Raw genomic sequence first — 23,686 nt, 5'->3', positions numbered from 1 at the left:
GCCTAAAGTGAAGCCGTCAGTCCCCCCCCTGGACTGACGCGCGCTGTTGACCTGCCGGGCTGCGCCCCGCGCCCGGCAGGTTCTTTTTCGCAGGTTCATGTTCCTGAAGGCAGTGCCAACCGGACGAGGTCGATGTGAAGCGTGTCCCGATGATGCCCCTGTGTGCATTGCTCGTTGCAGCAACGAGCCGCGCCGACTGCCTCGACGATGCCGCGCGGTTCCATCACGTCAACGTCCGGCTGGTACGCGCGGTCGCCACCGTGGAATCGGGACAGCGCGCTAATGTCGTCCATCTCAATGATGACGGCACCACCGACATCGGGCTTATGCAGATCAACAGCCGGTGGCTTACGACGCTCTCGCGCTTCGGCGTCTCGCGTGCAGGCCTCCATGACGGTTGCACCAACGCCTATGTCGGCGCATGGATCCTGTCGCAGAACATCCATCGCCTCGGTCTCACGTGGGATGCCATCGGTGCGTACAACGCCGGCACCCACGAGAAGCGCATTGCCTATGCGCGGCGCGTCTACCGCGAATTGCGCCTCGCTCCGGCACCAGTGGCTCAGCCGCGGGAAGCCGTGACGGCCCGGCATTCCAGCTCGAACTTCATTGCCCGGCTTTTTGAACCCATCGCATGGGGGAAAGGACAATGAGCCGGCTCACGTACGAATACGCGATCGAGGTACTGAACGATTACCTCGGCCCGCTGCAACCGATGCTCGCCGATCCCGACGTGCAGGAAATCATGGTCAACCGCGCCGACACGATCTTTGTCGAGCGCAACGGCACCGTCTCGTTCGTGGCCGGGTGTGACGTGAATCCGGACGCGCTCGATCGCGCCATCACGATCCTCGCCAACGTCAATGCGAAAGCACAGACGCCGCTGCTCGATGCGCGGCTGCCCGGTCTGCGGCTCGCGGCCGCCAGACATCCTGTTGCCGTCCACGGCGACATGCTGTCGATCCGCAGGCATGCACGCCGCCGCATCGGTCTGGCCGACTACGAGCGTAGCGGGGCGTTCGACGTGCTGCCTGCCACCCGGTGCCCGTTCTCGCGACGTCGCGACGCTGCCCTGCTCGACCGGCTGGCGAATGGTGGCGCCGCGCTTCGCGAATTCTTTCAGTGGGTCATGCGCGAGCGGATCAACGTCGCATTCTCGGGAGGAACCTCGTCCGGCAAGACCACATTGCTTAACGCGATGATCGATGCGATGCCGGCAGGTGAGCGGATCGTCACCATCGAAGATACGGCCGAGCTGCAGGTGCATGCACCGAACCACGTGGCGCTGGAAGCCAGCCTCGGCATCACGATCCGCGATCTCGTGCGCTTTTCGCTGCGCATCCGACCCGACCGGATCATCGTCGGTGAAGTGCGCGGCCCCGAAGCGTTCGACCTGATGGAAGCGCTCAACACGGGGCACCCCGGCTCCATTGTGTCGTTTCATGCCGACTCAGCCGATACCGCACCTGCGCGGCTTGAATCGCTCATTCGCATGAGCGACGAGGGGCGGCTGATGACCATCACCGACCTGCGCCAGAAGATCGCCTCGACGTTCCGCTTCTTCGTGCATGCCGAACGGCAAGGCGCGGTGCGCGGCCCCGTTGAAATTTGCGAAGTGCTCGGCGTCGAACACGACCGTTACCGCACGCGGCGTCTCTTTTCCCGATACGCCGACGTCCAGGAGGCAGTTCATGCCTGAAACCACCCACATTTCCCGGAGCATGTCTGCCATGCGTCGCACGCTTTTCACTGTCGTCTCCTGGTGTCATGCGGTTGGCACAGCCTGGCAAAGCTTGTTGCTGCGCCACGAACGTCCCATACGAGCATCGCTCATTGCGCTATGGCTCGGCTCGGTTCCCGTGATCGCACACGCGGGTATCTGGAACGGTGGCCTGTGCACCGTCTATCAGGACGTGCTCGACAACGAGCTGCTGGAAGTCGTGTCGCTCTCCGCACTGGTCGGCTCGATCGTCCTCTGGCTGCTCGACGATGGTCGCAGCAACATCAAGACTCATGTGCTGCGCGGCGTGCTGGGCACGCTTGCGATCCTCAACATGCCGCTGCTGTGGGCGCAGGTCTTCAACCACGGTGCGGCCTGCACCGGCACGCTCTGACGGAGCAACTGCTGAGACACGCAATGGACGAACAGCACACCGGTCACCGCGATGCAGTTGATGGGCCCAATGATCCACTCGCAGCACGCATCCGCAAGACCATGCTCGAACAGTTTCTGCTGCTCGGCATCGATCGCCGCTGGTGTATCGCCGAGATCGCCATTGTGATCACGTTCGCCGCCGGCATGCGCAACGCGTGGGTGTTGCTCGCGGTCCTGGTCACGCATCCCGTCCTGTGGCTCGCCGTACGACGCGACCCTGACCAGATCCGGTGCTACACCAGATACAGCCGCCAGGGGGACTACTACGAACCGCGCCAGCTTGTGCGTCAGAAGGTCAACGCACGTCCGAAAGGGTTTGCGCGAGGGCTGCCATGCTGACACCCGCCTTCGCACGCTCCCCGTTCGACCGGGAATCGCTCGCGCGCGTCGCACAGCGAACCGACGGCGATCGTCGATCGACGGCTGAACTGGTGCCGTGGCTTTTCCGTTTCAACGAGTCGCTCCTCGTCAACAAGGATTCGGCGCTGATGGCGACGTATGCGTTTTCGGGCCCTGACGCCGATGCGATGTCCACGGGTCATATCCTCGAACTGATGGATAACCTCGTCACATCCCTGCGGGACATGGCCCGGCGTCCAGTCACGATGTGGTGGACGGTCCATCGCCGTCGCAGCGCACGGTATCTCAGCACACCGATGCCCGATCCCGTCTCGCAGCAGGTCGACGACGCACGGCGGGTAACGTTCGAGGACGCTGCGAACTATACGAACCGTCACTACGTGACCTTCACGCTCGCGCCCGAGGTTGGCATCGACCGCTTTGCCGGTAAGGTCACGCATGGCATGACGCACGACGGGCTTTCTGTCGCCCGCTCGCTGATACAGGCTGTTCGTGGCACCTTCACCGACCAGTACCTGTTCGCGTACACCGCGTCCGAGCTTGCCGCCATCGTGGAAGCCTTCGAGCACATCCTGTTCGGCTTCGTGGCCGGCAATCCGCGCCTCGCCTGTCAGCGGCTGTCGGGCGACCGGCTGGGCGCGTTCATGCACGCGTGCGCCTCGCCCGCCAGCGATCACCTGCAGGCGGTGCCCGTCCCGGACCTTCCCGCCCTCGACGTCGCGATGTGCGATACCGAAGTGCGCCCCGGTCATGACTATCTCCATTTCTACGCCGGCGGTCGCCAGCGCTACGCAATCGCCGCGGGCATTCCCGCAAGGCGTGACTTCTGGCCGGACAGCGTCCTGCCGACCAGTCTCGACGGGCTGCTCAAGGTGCCGGGCGAGCTCACCATCAGTCACTGCTTCCGGGTCACCTCGCCGTCTGCCGCGATGCGCTTCATCAATGGTGTGCGCCGCTATCACGAGGGCCGCCGGCTCGATACACGATCGCTCCTGGCCGCCACGCTGCGCGGCGGGGACCTGTCGGGTGCGCGGCAGAATCAGGCACGCTCGGCCGCGGCGGACGAAGCAAACCGCCGCGCCGGCAAGGTTGAGATGGCCGAAGAGCTATACGGGTATTACAACCTGTCGGTGCTGGCGTACTCGCCCGTGTTCGAAACCGGCCCGTTCGACGACGGACACGCCGCTGACGCCGCATGGACCCACGTCGTGGCAACCCACAAGGCGGTTGAGGAAGCGCTGCGCGCGGCGCACTTCACGCCAGTACGCGAAACGCTGCACGCCCTGTCGGCGTTCGCCACGACCATCCCTGGCATGTGGCGCGAATGCGCGCGCTGGTCCTTCATCGACACCGAAGCCATGGCGCGTCTGCTGCCGCTGCGTGGTGTCTCGGATGGTCACCGCGTCAACGCGCACCTGACGAAGGAAACCGGGGTGCTCTGCCCGGCGCTCGCGGCCTTTCCAACCGAATTCGGCACGCCCTACTGGTTCACCGCATTCCTCGGTGATGTCGGGCACATGCTCGTGTGCGGGCGCACAGGTTTCGGCAAGACGATCTTCATGCTGTTGTGCGCGACGCTCTTTCGCAAGTACCCGAACGCGTGGCTGTATGGCTTTGACAAGGACCTGTCGATGCGCATCCCGACGATCCTGCAGGGCGGCCGCTACATGCAGTTCGAAAGCGACGCGGGCCATGTTCACGCTGACGAGCTGGCCACCATGAATCCGCTCACGCTCCTCGCTGACGAGCGCCATCTCGAATTCCTCGTCGAATGGATCGTGCTGCTCGTGCAGCAGCGAGGCACCTATCGCGTCACGGCCGGCGACCGGCGCGAACTGGAAGCGGCTCTCGCCGCTGTTCGTAGCCGGGGCAGCCGCGCTGACCGGCGACTATGGCGACTGCGCACGGTCCACGCGTCACTGGCCGCAGGGCCGCTCGCAGATGAACTGGCATTGTGGGTCGGCAACGCCGTCCATGCTCACTACTTCGACAACATCGACGACAGCTTCGATGACGCGCGCTGGCTCTCGATGGCAACTGACAGGATTCTCGCGAATCCCGTCATCGCACGCCCATTCCTGTCGTACGTGACTTACCGCATCCAGGATTCGCTCGAGCAGCGGCGCGCGAACAGGGTGGTGGGTCCGACGCTTGTCATGCTGCCCGAGATCTGGAACCTGCTCGACGATGCGTCGTTCGCGAAGCAGATTGGCAACTGGATCGTCACGATGCGCAAGAAGCTCGGCTGCGTGTGGATGGATGCCCAGTCGCCCGAGCAGGTGTCGTCCTCGGCGATCTGGCCGCAGATCCGCGACAACGTGCTCGTGCGCATCTTTGTGCCCGTCGAGAACTTCACGCCGTCTGCGAAGACCGCCTACCAGCGCGATTTCGGGCTGTCGGACGGGCAGATCCGCACGATCCAGAAGCTCGTTGCAAAACGCGACTACTTTATCGCCGAACAGGGTGGCGCATCGCGCCGCATCTCGGTGCCCCTCGATGCCCGCACCATCGCGATCCTGCGCTCCGAAATGAGCGCGCAGATCCTGTTCGACCGGCACCTGCATTCGGACCGTTCAGACTGGAAGGAGCGCTACATCGAGGAAGCGACAGCGCAGGCGCGCGGCGATGCAATGTCCACGCCCGAGCCAGGAGGCGACGTCGATCATGCGTGATACCCCGTTCCGGCTCGCTCGCGCTTCGCTTGCTGTCGGCATGCTCTTGTTTATCGGCACCGCCCGGGCCGGTGGCGGCATGACCGGCGCTACGGAAATCACGCAACTCCTGAACCACGCTGAGCTCGTCTCGTCGGTCGCCCAGCAGGCGCAGATGGTCGAGCAGAATGTCCAGGCGCAGATCACGCGCCTGCAGCAGTACGTGACGATGGTCCAGAACCTGAAGCAGGTACCGGCATTGATGATCGACCAGACGATCGGCCCCTACCGCACGCAGATTTCGAACTTCCAGTCGTTGTCCACGGCGATCTCGCAGTTGCAGCAGGCAGCGAACGCCACGAGCAGCCTCTTCGGACGCAGCCTGTCGGAGATGAATACGACCGGCATGTCGCCGGCGCAGTGGCTGTCGGCCTATACGTCGCTTGCCTCGACGCGCGGCGGAATCTATCAGCAGCAGTTGACCCAGGACATGCAGAACGTCGACGCGCTCACTACCCGCGCGCAGAACCTGCAGCAGATCCAGTCGCAGATTCCCAACGTCGCCGGCACCGTGCAGGGCCTGCAGATGCTGAACCAGCAGTCCAACGTCCTGGCCGGCGAAATGGTGGACCTGCACGCGCTCATGCAACGCCAGGTCGCGCAGCAGATGCAGGATCGGGCCGGTGAGGCGCAGGCCCAGGGAACTGCAGCGCAACTCGCAGCTGCGCGGGCCGCGGCGATGGGGCTGACCAACCAGCAGGAGCAGCAGACGACGCAGGGCGCGCCTGACTTCGACCTGCTGCAGGATCAGTAATGGGAGACGATGATGATACTGCGCTGGCTGGTCCGTTCTCTCTGTACGACACCGACCGAACTGCGCGTCGTGCTCAAGGGCATGCGTGCCTATCGTGAGCACGGCCTGACCATCGGTGACGAGCGCAACGAGACGTGGCGCTTTGACCGGCGGATCACCTGCAACATCCGGCTGTCGTTGCTCACCGGACTGCTGCTCCTGCACGCCGACAACCCCCAGGTGTTCGCAGCAGGCTGGCTCGCCCTGCCGCTCGCAACGCTGCTGGCAATGGCGCGCCTGGCAGGCGCTCTGCGCTGAACATCAGGAAGCCGCGCGATGAACGACGTCATCTCGGTGCTGAACACGCTGTTCGCGACGATGCAGGCGAAAGGCATGAGCCTGCAGACGCTGTTTCTGTCCGATGGCCTGGACCTGCTTGCGGCGTTGGGTCTCGTCATGGCCACCTGGCACGTGTTTCTGTGGCTGCTCGAGGGCGACTTCCCCGGCTTCTTCGCAAACCTGTTCCGCCATCTGATCAGGTGCGCGGTCATCCTGGTGCTGCTCACGGCGTGGAGCACAACGGTTCATAGCTATTTCGTCGTCAACATGCAGACGATGGCCTCACGCGTGTCCGGCGGCGACGGCAATCCGGGCGACCTGCTGCGTGCGCTTGTCAATGCGGCATCGACCATCATGCAGGGCGTCCGAACCGAAGCGGCGCAAGTCTGCGAGGAAGTGCCCGACGTCACGCCCGAAGGCGTCGTGATTCCGAACAGCGAACATCAGGAATGCGGTGCGGCGGGTGACGCGGGCGCGAACTCGGCGGGCTTAAGTTCCATTTGGACGCTCATCCGGAACCTGCCGTTGGTCCTGCTCGCATTCCTTGCAAAGTCGCTCGCGATCATCGCGATCACGCTGATGACCTTGATCTTCGTCGTAATCGTGCAGTTCGGCTCGTTTCTCCTCGACATTGCCTTCTGCCTCGGCCCGGTACTTATTCCCTGGTATGTGCCGCCCGCTGGTGAATTCCTCTTCGACGGGTGGCTCCGCTTCACGATCTCCGCAGGGCTGTTCAAGGTCGTGGCCTGGTTGATGATGGCGATCGTCTATACCGGTGTACTGCCCGGCATCCAGGGACTCGTGCAACAGACCGCGTTGCAAAGCGGCACGAACAGCGACGCGTATTACGCCACGAACTACCTCGGAATGCTGGCACTCGCGCTCGTTTGCGGCGTGGGAGCTTTCATGATGTGGCAGGTGCCGGACATTGCCAAAGGATTGATTTCTGGCGGCGGAGGAGCTGGTCTCAGCAACTTCGGTAAGGGCGCGCTTGGCCGTCGGATAACGCCAAACGCGCTGAAATAACGATGAGGTTAGCGATGTTGCCGATGGTCATTTGCCTGCTGGATCGAGTAGACCGAGTTCCAGTCGTCGTTCGCTCTACGTCGTTGCTCGTCGTCCGCCATCCGCGAGGCCTCCCGCTCCTTCGGCGTGGTGCTGATCCACGACCAGATCAGGAACACGACGGCGCCTGCGAGCATCATTGCGACGCCGAAACGCTGCGCGCCAACCTGATACAGGACGAACGCCGCGAACAGGAGAATTGGCAACGCGAAATACAGCAGGATGATTTTGAGTCTGGCCACGGCTGCACCCTCGCAGCAGATGAATTGCGTTTTAGTGTAGCACCGCACGCGCGAGTCTGCGCGGAGGTATGACCGATGTTGGACGAACAAACGCCACGATCGCATCGGCCACATTCTGGCTGCGTCACCGCTGCTGCTCGTACCGAACTCAGCGCGCCGCCCAACACTGGAGAAGGCGTGGCCGCATGGTTCGCAGCATTCCAGCGCCCAGTGTGGGAGAAGCGTCTCGCGATCAAGGTGGCCGCCGCCTTCGCGCTGATCGCCGCCGGTGAATGCGCCGCACTGATCGTGCAAGGCACGCATAGTGGTCCGCGCCCCTATTTCGTCGAGCATGACGAGAAGAGCGGCGCGGTGTGGGTCTCGGACCGTTACGCCGAAACCTATTCGGCGACAGCGGCAAACAGGCGCTATTTCCTGGTGAAATGGGCATCGCGTGTCTTCACGATCGAGGCCGACAGTCAGGACACGCTCACCCGGCAGATTCCGGCTGCGTTCGGCTGGACCTCAGGCGCCGCGACGCGGGAACTCGAGACCTGGATCACGGTGACTGATCCTGTCGCGCAACGTGTCGTGCAGATGCCCGGGCTCACCCGCGAATTCGTCGAGAACTCGACCTCGTTTTCGCCCGACGGCCAGGTCGCGTACCTGATCTTCACGCTCATCGAGAGCGTCAACGGCAAGCCGTCTCGACCGAAACAGATGCTGCTCACCATCAGCTTCCTGCTCGCGCCTGAAACCCTGAAACCCGGCGAAGAGAAGGACAACCCGATCGGCCTGCGCATCACCCATTTCAGTCTCACGCCCTACCTGGGCGTCAATCCGGGAGCCTCGCAATGAATGTCATTGCATCCGTCACATGCTTCGCGATGCTGCTCAGTGCCGTCATGGCGAGCGCTTACGGGCAATCTACATCGTCGGTTACGGTCCCGTCCTCTCCCCTGCCGCCGGGCCTGCCGTCGGCAGCGCAGGCGCAAGCTGACAGCGCGACGCCCCGCCACCCTGCGTCGATGCGACACCGGCGGGGTGCGTCACAGCGTACCGCGATCAACGGCCCCTACCCCGCACCCGATGATGCGTCGCTCGTCGTGTACGACTACGATCCGGACTACTCGTACCCGGTGCTCGTGCGAACCAGTCAGGAGACCCACCTTGTTTTCGCGCCGGACGAGGAAGTCGTCGGCGTCTATCTGTCCGATACCGGCAAGCGCTGGCTCCAACATACAGCGATCACGAAGCGCGATGTATTCATCGAAGCCCGGCTTCCCGGACTCGAGAATGCGGCCACCATCATCACGTCCCGGCGGCGATACGAGCTCGGTCTGCGCTCGTCGGACGAGGGCAAGGTCTATCACCGGGTCTCCTGGCACTACCTCGATACCGACACGCAGACGGCAGCACGAAATGTCTCACCGTTCGGCATCGAATATCCCGGAAATGTGCCCTCGAATAACACTGCTGAAGGTTCGGGTAACGCGTTGCCCGCAGGACAAACAGTGTCAGGTAGAGCCAGGCCGGATGGCCCCCACATTGCGCTCGATCACGCCAACTTCGACTACCGCGTCGAGGGGCGCGCGCAGTTCGCCCCCGTGATTGTGTTCGATGACGGACGGTTCACTTACCTCCAGCTTCCGCATCAGGCGGAACTGCCAGCCATCCTGCTGATGGATGACAAGCGCGAAGCGGAAATCGCCAGCTTCATTCCGCTCGGCAACGATTTCTACGAAGTCCAGCAGACCGTTCCATACGGCCTGCTGCTCAAACGCGGCAAGGAGGAGGTGCGGATCTTCAATGGCCAGGGCAAAGGCTGCGGGCTGTTCGGCTGCGATTCGGGGCTTATGAAGAACGTCTACGGGAAGCCCTGATCATGGTTCCTCCCGAAAACAGCGGTCACAGCGGGTCCCCGATCACGCCCGACACTGCACGCCTGACGCGCGTTCGGCGCGATCTCGCAAAGATGCTGCTCGTCGCGCTGGGATCGGCACTGGTCGCGATTGTGCTCGTTCACGCGCTGTCTCACCCGCATGAGACTGCTGCCGAACGACGCGCGAGGGAGCAGCTCGAGGCCGAGGCCCGACAGCCAAGGGCGTCGCCTGATGCGCTGCGCAAGCGGCTCGAGGACCAGCGCAATCTCGCGATGGCTCGTGCCGGCAGCGAAACGGCCAGCGCTCCGCTCGGCGGCACGCCGCTTGACGGTATCCCCAAGGGAGTGCCCGGAGATGACGCAGGTCCACTTCCTCCCAACAATCGCAACGCCACTCAGCCGGCTGTGAACCGCGATGCTGACCGTCTTGCCCTTGAACGGCAGATGGAAGCAATGCAGAACCAGTCGCTTGTCGCGTACGAAGATGCAACGCGTGACCTGCAGGACGCGCCCGCACGGACATCCAGTGCCGAGGGCTCCAATCCGATTTCAGAAAATTTCGCGAACCTGTCCGAACCTGCCGTTGCATCCGGCGGTGCAGCCAACGCCGCGCGCGGTACAGCGCCGCCCCCTTTGCAGAGTGTCGCGAGCGAGACAGACCGGCGCAACACCGACTGGCTGAAACAGCAAGGGGATGAGACCAGTGACGAAAAACCACTGGTCCCCATCCCGCTCAGATCACCGTATATGGTACTGGGTGGCACACCGATTCCCACGGTGATCCTGCAGGGCGCGAAAAGCGACATGCCGGGTACCTTCCGCGCGATGGTCGATCGCGACATCTACGACAGTATCGATGGCAACTGCAAGCTGATCCCGAAGGGAACCCGGATTCTTGGGCGGACGAACAACAACGTGGCAATCGGCCAGGACCTGATGCTCATGGCTGCCACCCGGATGATCTTCCGGCACGCGACCATGCGTCTCGATGGACTCACGGGCAATGATCCCGACGGCGAGGCGGGCGTCAGCGCCGAGGTCAATAACCATTTCTTCAGGATCTTCGGGTCGACCTTCCTGATCGCCGGCGTCGGCGCGTGGATCGGCCACAACCAGAGTCAGCAGAGCGGCACCACGATCAACATCAACGGAGGCGCGTCGACCGATCTGTCGGAAGCGGCAGCACAGTCCCTGTCGCAAACGACCCAGACCATTCTCCAGCGCAACATGAACATCCAGCCGACCCTGAAGCTGGAGCCCGGTCAACGCATCACATTCATTACACAGCGGGACATGATGCTGCCGCCCAACGTCACTGACGGGAGCTGCAATCGATGAAACATCCAACCACCGCGTTTTCTGCAACCTTGCTGATCCTGGGCTGCTTGCTCCAGACGGCCTGCGCCGAGCCGCCGCCCACTACGGGGCCGGTCTATGATTTTGACTGGCGTCTGAGCGGCGCCGCCGAAGTACGACCGAATCAGGTGTTCGACGACGGCCAGCACATCTACCTGCAGTTCGACGAACCGGAACACGTGCCGGCCATCTTCGCCGACATGCCAGGCGGCCTGGTGCTCATGCGCTGGCGTCCCGACCCGCCTTATGTCGTCGTCGACAGGGTGGACACCGCGCTGGTATTTCGCGCCGCAGGCTGGGAAGCCCGTGCGGTACGAACGGTGCCGGCCGGTCCGCCCCGGATAGCTCACTTCGGGCTAGCTCGGCCATCGGAGCAAACGCCGGTTACTTCAACCCGGGCGGCAAAAGGCGCCCCTGCCGGCAGCGTCAATCCTCGCGACGAGCCATCCCCGTAGAAAGAGCCTCGCGTCCAAAATTCGCCCCTGTCCACGGAACGTGGACGAGCCGTATTTTTGGACAAACCGGGTCGCATCCAAAATGTCACGCCGTCCACGGTACGTGTACAATGAATAAAATTGGACAACCGCGACCTTGCCATGCATCCGGCCGACCACGATCTGTCTCCTCTGCTGGAAGCTGCCGCCACCGCGTTCGGCGATGCGACCGGCGTTCCTGTCCACCTGCGCAAGGCGCCACCCCGATCCGGCGCGGATGCAGTACTGGAGTTCCATGTCGGCACCCGCCGCTACAAACGCCTTGCGCATGTCAAGCGGACGATCGACCGCTACGGCACCTTGGCCGCTCTCCGCGCGCAGGCCGCGCCGGACGACGATGACCGGCTCCTGCTCGTGACATCGTATTTATCGCCTAACATCATTAACGCGTGCCGCGACATGCAGGTTGATGCGCTCGACCTGGCCGGCAACGCCAGTCTTCTTCTAGGCGACAGCGTCATTCTCGTGTCTGGACGCCCACGCACGGACAGCAGCCCGCAGGCACGCAGACCGACCTGGACCAGATCGACACTGCGCGTCGCGCTCGCCCTGCTCGCCGTCCCTTCGCTGCTGGAAAAAACCTACCGGGATATCGCCCAGGTTGCCGGCGTCAGCCACGGAACGGTCCAGAATGCCATTCACGGCATGCTGGACCGGCGCGACCTCATCGAGCAGCCCGGCGGGCACGGCATGCAGTTCGCCGATGCAGGCCGGCTCATCGATGAATGGACCACGTTGTACCCGACACTGTTGCGTGGATCACTTCAGCTCGGCCACTTCCGCACCGACATCCCCGACTGGTGGAGAAACGTTCCCGAGCTTCCCGGCCGGTGCCAGTTTGGTGGAGAGCCGGCAGCAGCCATCCTTACGCAATACCTGAAACCAGCCACCTTCACCGTATACTGTGCCAGCGAGGTCCCGAGGGAGTGGATAGCGAAGGCTCGCCTGCGGCCTGATCGCAACGGCAACATTGAATTCCTGAGGTCCCCGATCCAGCTCCAGCCTGCGGCTGGACTTCCGCAAAACATCGCGCCGCCCCTGCTCGTCTACGCTGATCTCGTGGCGAGTGGCGACCCGCGCAATCTCGAAACGGCCCGGTTAGTGCGTGAACAATATCTCCCCGCTTGAACCTCGCCCCCATCGCCCTTTTCCAGCCGAAATGGTGGCCCTTCTGCGTGAAGTAGCTGCCGCCGCTTCCGAAAAGGGCATCCCGTGGTTTGTCGGTGGGGCGAGCGCACGCGACATCGTGCTAACGCACGTCCACGATATCGAACCGACACGGGCCACTGCGGACGTTGACATCGGCATCGCCATCGAAAGCTGGGCCGGCCATGAAACACTGAGAACGGCGCTGCTCACGTCGGGCCACTTCGAGCAGCGAGGTAGTGCAACCCACCGGCTGCACTACCAGTCCCCTGAGACTGGCGCCAGAACCTGGCTCGATATCGTACCGTTCGGGGGCATCGCAGACGATGGCGGCGAAATCGCCTGGCCGCCCGATCAGGTTATCCGCATGAACGTCGCCGGCTTCGAACAGGCGCTGCAGGTCGCTGTGCCGGTACGCATGGATGCCGATCTCGTGGTGCCTGTCGCTTCCCTTCCGGCGCAGGCAATGCTCAAGATCATCGCCTGGAAAGATCGTCACGCGGTCGATCGCAAGGACGCAACCGATCTGCTTTTCCTGCTGGCATGGTACGGTGAGGCAGGAAATCTCGAGAGGCTGTATGCCGACGACGCCTTCGACCTGATCGAACGGCACGAGCACGATCCCGATATCGGCGGCGCGGCACTCCTCGGCCGCGACATGGCGGGTATCGTCACGCGGGACGTGCGCGATCAGATCCTCGCGGTCATTGCGCCGGACAATCCGTCGCCCCTGATACTGACGCACATGATGGCAAGCCGCGCACGGATTTTCGGCGGCGATACGGCTGAACGGATCAATCAGCTCTTTGACGCGTTTCGCCAGGAATTTGTCGCGGCGGTGCAGCGAGGAAGCCGGACTTGACCGACCCGGGCAGGAAGCATTCCCGACCGGTGTTCGGCTAACCCGGCACGCCCTGTCCTGCCCGCGCCTGGAGGTCCGTCAACTGAGCAAGCGCATCCCGCGCGCGCTCCACGGGCACAAAAATATGATCGTGAAATGCGGCAGCAACGACGTTGCAACTGATGCAGGCCATGGTCAGCGCTTCGGCCACTGCAGCTGTGAGTCCCACAGCCTCCAGGTCGGAATGGACGTTCAGCGTGATCCAGGCTGCCCGGAAAAGAACAGGTAACCCTTCGCGCAGCGCCGTCGGTTCATCGATGATGATGGTCAGCCCCTCGCGCTCACGAAACGTCGCCAGGGGAGCGAGCTGCGACACGTCCCTGTCTGCCAGCACGGACGAAAAAACATAGGCGCCTTCATTCAGCTCTGGCTGCATCGACGCCAGCAGCTGTGCGAGATCCGAGACGGGTTGGCTCACTGCGCTCCCTGTACAAGAAGAGGGTCAATCGGGTAGGTTCACCGACCGCGGCATCGCGAGCCGTACCCACGTCGAATAACAAAACTATTGCAGCCGACATGCAAAATTGTCACTCATAGTGCGTGTCATGATAGAGCGTGGCCTCAAACAGGTCAAATACGTACGCTTCGATATCTTTCCGATCGAGATGTCGATGAAGTACGACCCCCTTGCCCTGTTTGGGAAACGCCTGGTCGAGCTTCGCAAGGCGCGCGGCTGGTCACAGGAGCGCCTTGCGCTCGAAAGTGGCCTAGCCCGGTCGTATGTTGGCGGGATCGAACGGGGCCAGCGCAATATCGCCCTCTATAACATCTGCGTGCTGGCCGCCACACTCGGCGTTTCTCCCGCTTCCATGCTGGATTTTGATGAGCTCACGTGACTTGCGTGATTGGTCTGCTGTGCAATCCCACCCACTTTCCGCAATCAGAGCGCCGGCACATCCGTCGACCTGCCAGGTCTTCGCCTGTGAGACATCGTGACGCATCGGGAGATCAAGTTCAATCCCGTCAAATTCATTTGAATAGCGAACAGAAATGATTGGGAAAACCGCCTTGATTTTTCGGTATCGCCGACTATGATTCGCGATTGAAGTTGCCCGCTGGAGCCCATCCAGCATCTTTTGCAGTACCGTCGCTCGTGCGACACCTTTAGCGGTTCGCTTCGTCCCACTGTCTGGACCACCGCAGGTCTTTTGACCGGAAGCTTTCTTTTCTTGCCCGTCTGGGGAATTGTCATTCCCCGACACGGGCCTTGGCGATTCCCTTTTTTCGTTCTGGAGAATCGTCATGAATCAGTCTGTCGAACCCCGCAAGTATTTCGATCTTCATCTGCGCGGCCTTGGGTATCTGTCCCGCGTCCGCGATGTTACGGCCAAAGGCAATGGCCGCAGCAAGGCCAGGCCCTTCCTCGCTTGTGCCATCTCCGCGTTTCACGGCGATCCAAACGTCGAGAATGGCGTCGTGTATCTTCCGCTGGACCTGATCGTCTCGGGCGAGAAGGCGAAGGAAGCTGTGCGCGCCGTGATGAACGATGCCAACGATCCGGACGTGAAAGTCCTTGTCTCCTTCCGCGCGGGTGACCATTACATCCGTACGTTCGAGCGTACCGGCAACCGCGCGGGCGAGACCGGTGCTGTCCTCAAGGGGCGCTTGCTCAAGCTCTTCTGGATCAAGGTCGACGGCCAGGAGGTCTACCGTGACGAAGGCGACCGCGAAGACGACGACGATGAAGCAGGCGCCGACACCTCTTCGGAGACCGTCAATGGGCATGAACCGTCGACGGGCAATAGCGATCACCGCGATACGCCTTCTGCGGACGAACCGGCCAACAGCCGCGACATCGGAGCGTCAAGCAACGATGCAGCAGCGGCTGAACGCACGGCCGAACGCACCAAGGCGCGCAGCAACCGCTATCCGCCGCTGCGCCGTCATGCGAACGGGAGCGCCCGTCGCCCGTCCGCCAGCGCCGAATGACCGGCGCCCCTCGGTCCCCGCCTCGTGCGGGGGCTTCCTCTCTCGCATGACCGGACTGCCGGTTTTCCAGAGCGACACTCCCCGAGCCCGCTCCGGAAAGCCGGTACCGTCCCGCAGATCGTCGACCGGGTCCACGGTGGCCCCACTACGCCGTGCCGTTTGCGCCGGACCGATCGTTCCGGCCCAGACACGCGCCTGGCAGGGGTTAACTGCCAGGCGTTATGCGTCATTCGCCCTCACTGCCAGTCGGCGCCAATGAGGGCCAATGAGGCATAACGTGTTCACTGCCGACCTGCCAGTTGCAGGTCCGTCTGTCGCCGCGTCAGGCGACACCTTCACAGCCCTCTTCCGGTGCCATTGTCTGCACGGCTGTACCCGCGTCGCCATGATGCCGGGTCCGGAATAGCTCGCTTCCCCGCTCTCAGGTAGTTCCTTTGTTCAACCCTCGCGGGGAATGCGCTCCCCGCCCGGGCAGCCATCCTCGCTCCTTTTCCGGAGGATGTCATGAACCAGACAACTGAAACGCACGGCATCGTGGCCACTATCGTGCCCGAGGACCGTCGTATGGAAATCCTGCCGCGATACTTCGGCAAGCATATGATCCGCGCCGAATTCGCTGTTTACACCGCGATGTCGTCGTTGTGCCCGACCTACCACGGCGGATTCTGGGACTACGTCGAGCTGTCCAACGGCGCGTTCTACATGACGCCCCGTCTGGATGGCCCGCTGCCCATCACATGCGATGGCAACGGATACGATGGCGAAATGAGCAGTGACGCCGCCGGTATTGTTGCCAGCCTCTTCGCAATGAACGCCATGGCGTGGTCGACAGAAGACCCGCATTTCACGGAGCTCTATCACAGGCTGCTCGCCTTCGTTCCATCTCACCCTGAGGCGCGCGAGATCTTCGCGGCAGTCGATTGATGGGCGGATGGACTGACGCCCAGCTTACTCTTCACGCCTTGCGGAACGCAGCCCGCAGGGCGCGTCTCCGCAACATTCCCGGAGACAACGATGTCAATCTGCACTTCCATCACCCCTTCCCGCCCCGCCATCAGCGGCTTCTATACGAGTACGCGCCACGGGTCACTGGCACACGCGTACAGCTTCCGGCACAGACTAGCATCACAGCTTCACGCTGCCATCAGCCCGATAACGACGACGATCCGTCGCAGCAGGCCTTCCAGTGCCGCGACGGGCGCAGTTTGCCGCGCCATACGGTGCAGAGCGTCGATCTTCCCGACGGCCTCTACCTCGGGCTCTTCAATGGACGCGACGACCCGCTTGGGTCCCCGCTCGTTACAGGGTTTGATGGACCGCTGATCGGCCGGCTGCGTTATTGCCACACCGTCGAGGCCCGCGACCTCAAGCTCGAATCCCTCGATCCGTTCGAGGGTTATCGGTTCTTCCCCGACATGGAGCACGTGGCCGGACGCGACGGGCAGACGCCTACCGGCAGGATCACGATGCCGATCCAGCTCATGCTGAACGCGGGAGCGATCGTTTTCGACGGGCGGTATTTCGCCGACTGGACAGTCTTCATTATCAGCTCGGTGCGTACCGTCATCGGTCGCGACCTTCGCTCACAACGGCGCTTGTGACCAGAGCCCTGGTGCCGCATCACGTCACTCTTTCGCCTGCGCCGAATCAACGGTGGATTCCCCGCGGGGCATCGCACCCGCTTCGGGATAGCTGCACCGCGCCACCTGCAGAACCGTACGTCGCCACGTGAGGCGATAGCTGCAGTTTTCCGGCGCCTTCCTGTCTGCGCGGCTGCCTGCCCGGCATACGGCCAGACGGAATCAATTCGCATACGACTTTCCAAACCGGCGGGACTACATGCCCGCGAGGGATGGTTCCGCCTCACCACGTGGAGGCATCATGATCTCTCTTGCCGGCACGCTCGACGTGCGCACCATCAAGGGCAGCAACGGCCCGTTCCAGGTCGGCGAACTGACCACGTCTGTCGGGGAATTCAAGGTCAAGGACAAGGTGCTCGAGCAGTTCGAGCCCGGCGCCTATACCGGTACCTTCCTGATCGACAAGATCTATCCGCACAGCTACGTGTGGTACGGCAAGGTCACCGTCGAGATCCGCGCGAGGCTCGCCGATGTGCAGCTCGACAACGATGAGCCGTTCAGCGAGGCCGGTCAGGCACCGTCCTCGACCGAGCCGGATCCTGCCGACGAGGAGCGCATACCCAGTGCCGTAGCCCCCGCCCATGCTGACCAGGGGCCATCCCCCGTACAAACCGAAGGCGATTCTGGCGAGCTGTATCTGCCCGACCTGTTCGGAACCGAGCTGGCCGATGCGATTGTCGCCGGCCAGCCAGTGAAGCTCGATCCAACCGTCGAGCGCGGCGCGTTCCGTCAGCAACGCGACCAGCTTCGCGCATTCGGTTACGCCTTCCAGGCCTCCAGCCAGACCTGGCTGAAAGCCTGATTCCTTCCACTTGCGGCTCGCCGGGCCTTCCGCGAGCGGCACGCCACGATTCGTTGGAGATCGACATGGCTTTGATCTTTCCCCGCCTCGCCCGAAATTTCGTGAAAAACGGCTACTTCCCGACCGATGCCGTCACGCTCGGACGGATCATCCCGGCGCTCGCGCTGGTCGATCCAGACCGCCCCGTACGGCTGCTCGACCCATGTTGCGGCGAAGGCGCCGCGCTGCACGAGCTAAAGGACGCACTTGGAAGGCAGTCCGCAACACCTGATGCGATCCGCACATTTGGCGTCGAGTATGACCGCGAGCGTGCATGGCACGCGAAGGATGTCCTGGAGACCGTGGCACACACCGACATCCAGGACATGTTCATCACCGCCCGCAGCATGGGACTCCTGTTCCTGAACCCGCCGTATGGCGACGTCGTATCGGACAAGGCCCAGACTGGCGAGCGTCAGCCGGACCGTCTGGAGAAGCTCTTCTATCTGAAGGCGGTTCCCTGGCTCGCGTTCGGTGGCGTGCTCGTGCTGATCGTGCCGTACTACGTGATGGACCGCGAGTTCGCCACGATGATCGCCCGTAATTTCACACGCGTCGAAGTGTTTCTCGCCCCCGACCAGACGTTCAAACAGCTCGTTCTCTTCGGCGTCAAGCGTCGGGCGGATGGTGTCGACACTGCACTCGCCGCACGTCTCACCCGCATCAGCGACGGCGAACTGCCACCTGAACAGCCTGAGACCTGGACGGCACATCCGTACTGCATTCCATCGGCCGCCGGTGAACAGGTCTTCATGTCCACACGGATCGATGCGCCGCAGCTCGAGCACGAACTGCAACGCCTGCAGCACGCCACGCTCTGGCCGCAGTTCGCTGCGATGTTCGCAGCAAAGGCGGTCACGCCTCGCCGTCCCCTGCGCGACCTGTCCGACTGGCACCTCGCCCTCGCGCTTGCGGCCGGCCAGATTACCGGTGTGGTTACCGGCGTTGATGGCACACGTCTGCTCATCCGCGGCGACACCATCAAGCAGAAAGAGCAGGAAGTCCAGATCGAGGAAACGGACAAGGGCGATATCCGGACCACGATCCTGATGCGCGACCGGTTCGTTCCCACGATCGCGGGCATTGACTTCACGCCCGGCCCGAATCTCGGCCGCGTTGTCACGATCCGCTAGCGCGGGTCACGTCTTCAACCCTGCGGGGCCTTGCCCCGCAGGGGGCAGGCTCCGCCCTACAAGGACACCGAATCATGACTGATACAAGCCCCACGAACCAGCCACTGCCTCCCTACCTGGTCGGCTATAGCCTCGACCACACGCACCGGGTCGTCGTCGGCATCCGGGCCGCCAGCGCCGAGGCGGCGTGCGTCATCGCGCGTGCGGCATTCGACGCCGGTACGTTGTGGGATGACGCGCCGAACATGCCGCTGCTCTACGACGACTATGAGGAACTCGACGGACAGGTCCTCAGTTTCGATGCGACGGGCGTCACGGCATGGCCGCCCGCCGACGTCTCGGTCCGAGCTGTGCGGCTGCACGCAGCCGCACACCAACTCCTCGCGTTCGCGCGACTCGTCGACGAACGATCGCCTCAACCAGCAACGATCGAGGCCTGGCATCCCGAAGCCCTGGTGTCGATGACCCTCACGGCCGGACAGGTCCGCCAACTTCGCGCCTTGCTCGGAACGCTGACTGGTTGCTGACCGCGGCCTTTCCTTCTACACCTCTGTGCGCCCTGTCTCCAGGGCGCTTTCCCTGACCGTTCACCGGGACGCTCAAGGAAAGCGCTTCGCGCTGCACGTTTTCCCGCTGGTCTGCCGGTAGCAGACCCGTTGTCGCCCGTGACGCGACACCTTCAGATGTACCCCAGCCGCTTCTTTCCGGCGCCTTCGTCTGCGCGGCGGCGGCTCCCTTGCGGACGCCCCGGAATTTTCCTTAACCCACCCGGGTCAGCGCCTGGCGGGTGCGCCGGGCATTCACGCTGGAGCACCCCATGCTATATCCCATCAAGGAACTGCAGGACATCTTCATCGATGCCTGCGTGCGTGCACCCGACGGCGAGCTCGCCTTCGTGTCCGTCTTCGGTCGAGATGGAGCCGTTCAGCAGCTTTACGCCTCGCTACATCTGGGCGTCCAGGAGGGCGGCATCCGTCAGATCACCCTGCTTGATCCCGACAGCAGCCAGCCGATCGTCACGGTATCTATCGGCGATCCGCGGCGGCTGGACAAATACAGCGGTCGTCTGCCAAAGGACAACCTCTTCGGCAACCTCGTGCATACGTGGATCTACGACGAGTCGCTGCTGACACCGTCAAAAGCCACCGGCTCGGCATGGCTGCTGGTTGACCGGGAAACCCAGACACACGACGAAGCGTCGCTGGAAGCACGCGTGTGGTCGCTTATTGAACAGCTCAGTCCGATACCGCTGCTGCCGCACTGGCGCTCCCTGGTCCTCGCCAGCCTCGGAGCGCAAATGGTCAGCAGGCTCGACGAGACACCTTACTCACCCGTCGGACGCATCCACGCTTTCCGGATCGCACTCCCTGACTCGTTCACCGAGGCGATTTCCAGCCTGGTCCGCAGCGGCGCGCTCGCAATCGACTAACCCCTCCGCCGGTCTTGCCGCCCCTGGATGCGCTGGCGGCCCTCTCTTTATTTTCCTAATCTGCGGGACCTGCGCCCCGTCCCGGGGGCATGTGGCCCGCGTCTTCTGGAGACGCATCATGGAAGATCTGCAATCCGCCGTCGTCGACGGCGATGCCGAACACGACGTCACAGCCGACGACAATGCCGGCGACGTAATCGCCCTGCCGGACTTCATCTCGAACTTCGGCGCCGGACTGCTCGACGCCGTCCGCCAACAAAACCCGTCGATCTACGATGGGCAACGGCCCTCACGATGGGACGCACTGCTCGACGAACTGTCGCGACAACCGTTCCCGGCGCAACGGGAAGTCATTCACGCGATCACGACCCTGTTGACGCAACACGCACCAGGCGGTGTCATCAATGCCGAAATGGGTACCGGTAAGACGCTGATGGGCATCGGCGTTGCGGTCCTGCTCCACCATTGCGGCTATCCGCGCACGCTCGTCATCGCGCCGCCCCATCTCGTCTACAAGTGGCGCCGCGAAATCAGAACGACGGTGCCGGGCGCACGTGTCTGGATCCTCAATGGCCCGGACACGCTGCGCAAGCTCCTACAGCTCCGTGTCATGCGTTCGAGGCCAGCGGTACCCGAGTTTTTCATTCTCGGCCGCGTGCGCATGCGCATGGGGTTCGACTGGAAGCCTGCCTTCGCGCGCCGCGTCGCAACGCTCGATATGGAGACTGACGCAATCACGCGCGTGTTTGCCTGCTGCCCTTCCTGCGGCGAGTTCGTGTGCGACGAAGACGGCAATCCGCTGACACCTACCCAGGCTCGGCCCGCGCTCAACGAGAAGCGTCGCGCGTGCAGTTGCGGCGAACGCCTGTGGACCCTGGCACCGAAAGGCCAGGGCACGCGGTCGATGCGCGAGCTGGTGAAGGGAGCACTGCTTCAGATGCCGACCGTCGGCGAGAAAACCGCCGAACGCCTGCTCTCCCGGTTTGGCGAATCGATGCTCGCCGACATGCTGCAGGATAACTTGTACGAGTTCATCAACCTGATGGACGACAGCGGTGAACTCGTGTTCTCGGACCGACAGGCCAAGCGTATGGAACGCGCGCTCGCCCATACCGAAATCTCGTTCGGACAGGGCGGCTATCAAGCCTCAGAGTTCGTTAAACGGTATTTTCCGCAGGGCTACTTCGGTCTGCTTATCGCCGATGAAGGCCACGAATACAAGAACGAAAACTCCGCCCAAGGCCAGGCAATGGGTGTGCTCGCCCGGAAGGCGTCGAAAACGTTGCTGCTCACGGGGACGTTGATGGGCGGCTATGCCGACGACCTCTATCACCTGCTCTATCGCCTGAACCCGACCATGCTGATCGACGACGGGTTTAACTACAACAGCAACGGCTCAATGGCGGCCGCCACAATGGCGTTCATGCGCGAGCATGGCGTGCTCATCGACATTCACAAGCAGGTCGACGAAGGCTCGCACCGCACGGCGAAAGGCGACCGCAAGAGCGTTTCGACGGTGAAAGGTCCGGGCTTCGGCCCCAAGGGCATCATGCGGTACGTCGTGCCGTATACAGCCTTCCTGAAGCTCTCACAGATCGGCCAGAACGTTCTCCCTCCCTACGACGAATCCTTGCTGCCGGTCGCGTTGACTGAGGAAATGGCGGCCGCCTATCGCACGCTCGAATCGACACTGACATCAGAATTGCGCGCCGCGTTACGCTGCGGCGACAAGAGTCTGCTGGGCGTGGTGCTCAATGCGTTGCTCGCGTGGCCGGAATGTTGTTTCCGTCCTGAAATCGTGCGTCACCCTCGCACGAAGCGGATCCTGGCCAGAGTGCCTGCATTGCTGCGCGACGATCAACCCGGTCCCAAGGAAGAAGCGCTGCTGCGACTCGTGCGCGGCGAACTGCTGAACCGCCGGCGCACGCTGGTCTATACGACGTATACGGGCACGCGCGACACGTCGGTGCGACTGAAGAATCTTCTCGATGCGGTCGGTGTCAGGGCATCCGTGCTTCGTGCGAGTGTGCCTGCGGAAAAGCGTGAGGACTGGGTCGCCGACCAGCTGGAGCGTGGCGCCGAAGTCATCATCACGAACCCCGAGCTGGTCAAAACCGGACTCGATCTCCTTGAATTCCCGACGATTGCATTTCTTCAGTCGGGCTTTAACACCTACACGCTTCAACAGGCTGCACGCCGGAGCTGGCGTATCGGTCAGACGCATGACGTCACCGTGCGATTTCTCGCTTACGAGGCCACAACGCAGATGCGGTGTCTGAAGCTGATGGGACAGAAGATTGCCGTCTCGCAGTCTACCTCCGGCGACATGCCCGAGTCCGGTCTCGACATCCTCAATCAGGGCGGAGAGAGCATCGAAGTTGCGCTCGCGCGGCAACTGGTGAGTCAGGAATAGTCGGAACCTGAACTAGTAACCCATCCCCTCATGGAGGAATTCATCATGATCCACTTCGTTGCAGCGGATCTGCGCCCCGTCATCTGCGAAGCCCGCACACAGCAATGCCGAATCGTGCTGGTCAAGGATCACGGCGTCTACATGCTCTCGGAGAGAGGCGAAATGAAAAACGGCCGACGCAGCATCATCGCGTGGACTGTCGAATGCGATCCCGATACGGTGCCATTCGACGACTGGTGGGAGCGCGCCCGGGCAGAATTCGGCGGCGATGATTTCGTCGAGTATCTCGATCGCAACGATGCGGTCTTCGACCGCGTGATCGTCGAAGGCTTCGATCTCCAGATCGAAGCCGATACCGGCTACCTCTACATCAACGCTGTCGCCTCGCGGTCCTAAAGGTCTGCCTCCTTTTCGCTCCCATTCAAAGCGCCTGATCCCTTCGGGGACCGGGCGCTTTTTTTTTGGTTCATCGCGGATTTCCGTGGATGCCGCCGACTACCCACTACCGCCCGTCGACCCGGCGCGACATATAGGGCGGCTTCCAAGGTCCTACGGACGTTCGTTGACTCGCATTGCGAGACTGGAATTCGGCCATTGCCTACAGTGGCCGATAAGGAGTGTGTGGCCGTTCGAGGTCGCTTTACCGACATGCGCGACTACGTGTCGGCGAATGTCAGCTTTAGTTATTGGCGAATGAGTCTTCTCGACCGTCATGCGAAGTCCATGTTGTCGCGGCGAGCGGCCGCAGTTGCGCAAGGAGCGGACGGTCGGATGCCTTAGGGGTTTGAGCCGGCCGGGCAAGCACGAGTGAATGTCGAACCATCCATAATGGGTGTTCGAGTAGCCAAGCCAAACATTCGACTCGATGGTTGCGATGGCCGCGATTTCGCCTTGCAACGCTTGTGAGCGGGGGCGTCAACGCAAGTCCTCTGCGTGGA

General features: G+C 62.7%; 26 protein-coding genes. 24 read left to right on the top strand and 2 right to left on the bottom strand.

Annotation, left to right across the window (positions count from 1 at the left end):
- Positions 1 to 134: 134 nt before the first annotated feature.
- From C0Z16_RS04585 to C0Z16_RS04550, 8 genes are read left to right on the top strand one after another with little or no spacing between them, the layout of a single operon-like run.
- The gene (locus C0Z16_RS04585; protein WP_102630973.1) at positions 135 to 653 is read left to right on the top strand and encodes a lytic transglycosylase domain-containing protein; all 519 of its coding nucleotides are present in this window, start codon (positions 135 to 137) and stop codon (positions 651 to 653) included.
- Positions 650 to 1,699, top strand: coding sequence for a CpaF family protein (locus C0Z16_RS04580; protein ID WP_102630972.1), 1,050 nt, complete (start codon positions 650 to 652; stop codon positions 1,697 to 1,699). Before C0Z16_RS04585 ends, C0Z16_RS04580 begins: the two co-directional genes overlap by 4 nt.
- Positions 1,692 to 2,114 (top strand): hypothetical protein, encoded by a 423-nt coding sequence (locus C0Z16_RS04575; protein ID WP_102630971.1) that lies wholly within the window; start codon positions 1,692 to 1,694, stop codon positions 2,112 to 2,114. The genes C0Z16_RS04580 and C0Z16_RS04575 overlap by 8 nt, the downstream gene beginning before the upstream one ends.
- A 23-nt stretch (positions 2,115 to 2,137) precedes the next feature.
- Positions 2,138 to 2,494, top strand: a complete 357-nt coding sequence (locus C0Z16_RS04570; RefSeq protein ID WP_244201177.1) for a VirB3 family type IV secretion system protein — start codon at positions 2,138 to 2,140, stop codon at positions 2,492 to 2,494.
- The gene (locus C0Z16_RS04565) at positions 2,488 to 5,187 is read left to right on the top strand and encodes a VirB4 family type IV secretion system protein (protein WP_102630970.1); all 2,700 of its coding nucleotides are present in this window, start codon (positions 2,488 to 2,490) and stop codon (positions 5,185 to 5,187) included. The genes C0Z16_RS04570 and C0Z16_RS04565 overlap by 7 nt, the downstream gene beginning before the upstream one ends.
- Positions 5,180 to 5,980 (top strand): conjugal transfer protein TrbJ, encoded by an 801-nt coding sequence (locus C0Z16_RS04560; protein WP_244201176.1) that lies wholly within the window; start codon positions 5,180 to 5,182, stop codon positions 5,978 to 5,980. Before C0Z16_RS04565 ends, C0Z16_RS04560 begins: the two co-directional genes overlap by 8 nt.
- A 9-nt stretch (positions 5,981 to 5,989) precedes the next feature.
- Positions 5,990 to 6,277 (top strand): hypothetical protein, encoded by a 288-nt coding sequence (locus tag C0Z16_RS04555; RefSeq protein ID WP_244201175.1) that lies wholly within the window; start codon positions 5,990 to 5,992, stop codon positions 6,275 to 6,277.
- A gap of 18 nt (positions 6,278 to 6,295) precedes the next feature.
- Positions 6,296 to 7,324 (top strand): type IV secretion system protein, encoded by a 1,029-nt coding sequence (locus C0Z16_RS04550; RefSeq protein ID WP_102630969.1) that lies wholly within the window; start codon positions 6,296 to 6,298, stop codon positions 7,322 to 7,324.
- A gap of 8 nt (positions 7,325 to 7,332) precedes the next feature.
- Here C0Z16_RS04550 and C0Z16_RS04545 read toward each other — a convergent pair whose 3' ends face one another.
- Entirely contained in the window at positions 7,333 to 7,605 is a 273-nt protein-coding gene (locus C0Z16_RS04545) for a hypothetical protein (RefSeq protein WP_102630968.1), read from the bottom strand.
- 78 nt (positions 7,606 to 7,683) lie between these two features.
- Here C0Z16_RS04545 and C0Z16_RS04540 point away from each other — a divergent pair, with 78 nt between their 5' ends.
- From C0Z16_RS04540 to C0Z16_RS04515, 6 genes are all read left to right on the top strand, one after another.
- Complete coding sequence (locus C0Z16_RS04540; RefSeq protein WP_407070652.1) at positions 7,684 to 8,442, top strand: VirB8/TrbF family protein; 759 nt, start codon at positions 7,684 to 7,686, stop codon at positions 8,440 to 8,442.
- Positions 8,439 to 9,467 carry a TrbG/VirB9 family P-type conjugative transfer protein gene (locus tag C0Z16_RS04535; RefSeq protein ID WP_102630966.1) on the top strand — a complete coding sequence of 343 codons (1,029 nt, stop codon included), beginning with the start codon at positions 8,439 to 8,441 and terminating at the stop codon, positions 9,465 to 9,467. The genes C0Z16_RS04540 and C0Z16_RS04535 overlap by 4 nt, the downstream gene beginning before the upstream one ends.
- Positions 9,468 to 9,469: 2 nt before the next feature.
- Positions 9,470 to 10,804 carry a TrbI/VirB10 family protein gene (locus C0Z16_RS04530; protein ID WP_102630965.1) on the top strand — a complete coding sequence of 445 codons (1,335 nt, stop codon included), beginning with the start codon at positions 9,470 to 9,472 and terminating at the stop codon, positions 10,802 to 10,804.
- On the top strand, positions 10,801 to 11,277 hold the full coding sequence (locus tag C0Z16_RS04525) for a TrbG/VirB9 family P-type conjugative transfer protein (protein ID WP_102630964.1): 477 nt from the start codon (positions 10,801 to 10,803) through the stop codon (positions 11,275 to 11,277). Before C0Z16_RS04530 ends, C0Z16_RS04525 begins: the two co-directional genes overlap by 4 nt.
- Before the next feature lie 141 nt (positions 11,278 to 11,418).
- On the top strand, positions 11,419 to 12,444 hold the full coding sequence (locus tag C0Z16_RS04520; RefSeq protein WP_102631018.1) for a type IV toxin-antitoxin system AbiEi family antitoxin: 1,026 nt from the start codon (positions 11,419 to 11,421) through the stop codon (positions 12,442 to 12,444).
- 31 nt (positions 12,445 to 12,475) lie between these two features.
- Positions 12,476 to 13,324, top strand: coding sequence for a nucleotidyl transferase AbiEii/AbiGii toxin family protein (locus C0Z16_RS04515; RefSeq protein ID WP_102630963.1), 849 nt, complete (start codon positions 12,476 to 12,478; stop codon positions 13,322 to 13,324).
- A 37-nt stretch (positions 13,325 to 13,361) separates the two neighbouring features.
- On the opposite strand, the gene C0Z16_RS04510 is transcribed toward C0Z16_RS04515, so the two are convergent.
- On the bottom strand, positions 13,362 to 13,781 hold the full coding sequence (locus C0Z16_RS04510; RefSeq protein ID WP_102630962.1) for an ACT domain-containing protein: 420 nt from the start codon (positions 13,779 to 13,781) through the stop codon (positions 13,362 to 13,364).
- Positions 13,782 to 13,974: 193 nt separating this feature from the next.
- On the opposite strand from C0Z16_RS04510, the gene C0Z16_RS04505 reads away from it, so the two are divergent.
- From C0Z16_RS04505 to C0Z16_RS04460, 10 genes are all read left to right on the top strand, one after another.
- Positions 13,975 to 14,199 carry a helix-turn-helix domain-containing protein gene (locus C0Z16_RS04505; protein ID WP_102631017.1) on the top strand — a complete coding sequence of 75 codons (225 nt, stop codon included), beginning with the start codon at positions 13,975 to 13,977 and terminating at the stop codon, positions 14,197 to 14,199.
- Between the two features lie 406 nt (positions 14,200 to 14,605).
- Positions 14,606 to 15,292 carry a DUF3577 domain-containing protein gene (locus C0Z16_RS04500; RefSeq protein ID WP_102630961.1) on the top strand — a complete coding sequence of 229 codons (687 nt, stop codon included), beginning with the start codon at positions 14,606 to 14,608 and terminating at the stop codon, positions 15,290 to 15,292.
- 504 nt (positions 15,293 to 15,796) lie between these two features.
- Positions 15,797 to 16,216 (top strand): antirestriction protein, encoded by a 420-nt coding sequence (locus C0Z16_RS04495; protein WP_102630960.1) that lies wholly within the window; start codon positions 15,797 to 15,799, stop codon positions 16,214 to 16,216.
- A 296-nt stretch (positions 16,217 to 16,512) separates the two neighbouring features.
- Complete coding sequence (locus C0Z16_RS38620) at positions 16,513 to 16,893, top strand: hypothetical protein (RefSeq protein WP_244201172.1); 381 nt, start codon at positions 16,513 to 16,515, stop codon at positions 16,891 to 16,893.
- Between the two features lie 280 nt (positions 16,894 to 17,173).
- Positions 17,174 to 17,734, top strand: coding sequence for a DUF3275 family protein (locus C0Z16_RS04485; RefSeq protein ID WP_102630959.1), 561 nt, complete (start codon positions 17,174 to 17,176; stop codon positions 17,732 to 17,734).
- A 53-nt stretch (positions 17,735 to 17,787) separates the two neighbouring features.
- Positions 17,788 to 18,906 carry a DUF6094 domain-containing protein gene (locus C0Z16_RS04480; protein ID WP_244201171.1) on the top strand — a complete coding sequence of 373 codons (1,119 nt, stop codon included), beginning with the start codon at positions 17,788 to 17,790 and terminating at the stop codon, positions 18,904 to 18,906.
- A 74-nt stretch (positions 18,907 to 18,980) separates the two neighbouring features.
- Positions 18,981 to 19,433 (top strand): hypothetical protein, encoded by a 453-nt coding sequence (locus C0Z16_RS04475; RefSeq protein WP_102630957.1) that lies wholly within the window; start codon positions 18,981 to 18,983, stop codon positions 19,431 to 19,433.
- A 290-nt stretch (positions 19,434 to 19,723) separates the two neighbouring features.
- On the top strand, positions 19,724 to 20,335 hold the full coding sequence (locus tag C0Z16_RS04470) for a hypothetical protein (protein WP_102630956.1): 612 nt from the start codon (positions 19,724 to 19,726) through the stop codon (positions 20,333 to 20,335).
- Between the two features lie 118 nt (positions 20,336 to 20,453).
- The gene (locus C0Z16_RS04465) at positions 20,454 to 22,748 is read left to right on the top strand and encodes an SNF2-related protein (protein ID WP_102630955.1); all 2,295 of its coding nucleotides are present in this window, start codon (positions 20,454 to 20,456) and stop codon (positions 22,746 to 22,748) included.
- A 45-nt stretch (positions 22,749 to 22,793) separates the two neighbouring features.
- A complete protein-coding gene (locus C0Z16_RS04460; protein WP_102631016.1) occupies positions 22,794 to 23,144 on the top strand; it encodes a DUF3085 domain-containing protein in 351 nt (116 codons plus the stop codon).
- The last annotated feature ends 542 nt before the right edge of the window (positions 23,145 to 23,686 follow it).

The organism is Paraburkholderia rhynchosiae, assembly GCF_002879865.1.
GTDB classification, from domain to species: Bacteria; Pseudomonadota; Gammaproteobacteria; order Burkholderiales; family Burkholderiaceae; genus Paraburkholderia; species Paraburkholderia rhynchosiae.
Note: the sequence above shows the minus strand (reverse complement) of the source record. Positions and strands in the feature narration are given on the sequence as shown.

What these genes read in the sequence shown, in the direction of transcription:
- C0Z16_RS04580 (WP_102630972.1), top strand. Translation starts at nt 650, where the DNA reads ATGAGCCGGCTCACGTACGAATACGCGATCGAGGTACTGAACGATTAC.
- C0Z16_RS04575 (WP_102630971.1), top strand. Translation starts at nt 1,692, where the DNA reads ATGCCTGAAACCACCCACATTTCCCGGAGCATGTCTGCCATGCGTCGC.
- C0Z16_RS04570 (WP_244201177.1), top strand. Translation starts at nt 2,138, where the DNA reads ATGGACGAACAGCACACCGGTCACCGCGATGCAGTTGATGGGCCCAAT.
- C0Z16_RS04565 (WP_102630970.1), top strand. Translation starts at nt 2,488, where the DNA reads ATGCTGACACCCGCCTTCGCACGCTCCCCGTTCGACCGGGAATCGCTC.
- C0Z16_RS04560 (WP_244201176.1), top strand. Translation starts at nt 5,180, where the DNA reads ATGCGTGATACCCCGTTCCGGCTCGCTCGCGCTTCGCTTGCTGTCGGC.
- C0Z16_RS04555 (WP_244201175.1), top strand. Translation starts at nt 5,990, where the DNA reads ATGATGATACTGCGCTGGCTGGTCCGTTCTCTCTGTACGACACCGACC.
- C0Z16_RS04550 (WP_102630969.1), top strand. Translation starts at nt 6,296, where the DNA reads ATGAACGACGTCATCTCGGTGCTGAACACGCTGTTCGCGACGATGCAG.
- C0Z16_RS04535 (WP_102630966.1), top strand. Translation starts at nt 8,439, where the DNA reads ATGAATGTCATTGCATCCGTCACATGCTTCGCGATGCTGCTCAGTGCC.
- C0Z16_RS04530 (WP_102630965.1), top strand. Translation starts at nt 9,470, where the DNA reads ATGGTTCCTCCCGAAAACAGCGGTCACAGCGGGTCCCCGATCACGCCC.
- C0Z16_RS04525 (WP_102630964.1), top strand. Translation starts at nt 10,801, where the DNA reads ATGAAACATCCAACCACCGCGTTTTCTGCAACCTTGCTGATCCTGGGC.
- C0Z16_RS04520 (WP_102631018.1), top strand. Translation starts at nt 11,419, where the DNA reads ATGCATCCGGCCGACCACGATCTGTCTCCTCTGCTGGAAGCTGCCGCC.
- C0Z16_RS04515 (WP_102630963.1), top strand. Translation starts at nt 12,476, where the DNA reads ATGGTGGCCCTTCTGCGTGAAGTAGCTGCCGCCGCTTCCGAAAAGGGC.
- C0Z16_RS04505 (WP_102631017.1), top strand. Translation starts at nt 13,975, where the DNA reads ATGAAGTACGACCCCCTTGCCCTGTTTGGGAAACGCCTGGTCGAGCTT.
- C0Z16_RS04500 (WP_102630961.1), top strand. Translation starts at nt 14,606, where the DNA reads ATGAATCAGTCTGTCGAACCCCGCAAGTATTTCGATCTTCATCTGCGC.
- C0Z16_RS04495 (WP_102630960.1), top strand. Translation starts at nt 15,797, where the DNA reads ATGAACCAGACAACTGAAACGCACGGCATCGTGGCCACTATCGTGCCC.
- C0Z16_RS04485 (WP_102630959.1), top strand. Translation starts at nt 17,174, where the DNA reads ATGATCTCTCTTGCCGGCACGCTCGACGTGCGCACCATCAAGGGCAGC.
- C0Z16_RS04475 (WP_102630957.1), top strand. Translation starts at nt 18,981, where the DNA reads ATGACTGATACAAGCCCCACGAACCAGCCACTGCCTCCCTACCTGGTC.
- C0Z16_RS04470 (WP_102630956.1), top strand. Translation starts at nt 19,724, where the DNA reads ATGCTATATCCCATCAAGGAACTGCAGGACATCTTCATCGATGCCTGC.
- C0Z16_RS04465 (WP_102630955.1), top strand. Translation starts at nt 20,454, where the DNA reads ATGGAAGATCTGCAATCCGCCGTCGTCGACGGCGATGCCGAACACGAC.
- C0Z16_RS04460 (WP_102631016.1), top strand. Translation starts at nt 22,794, where the DNA reads ATGATCCACTTCGTTGCAGCGGATCTGCGCCCCGTCATCTGCGAAGCC.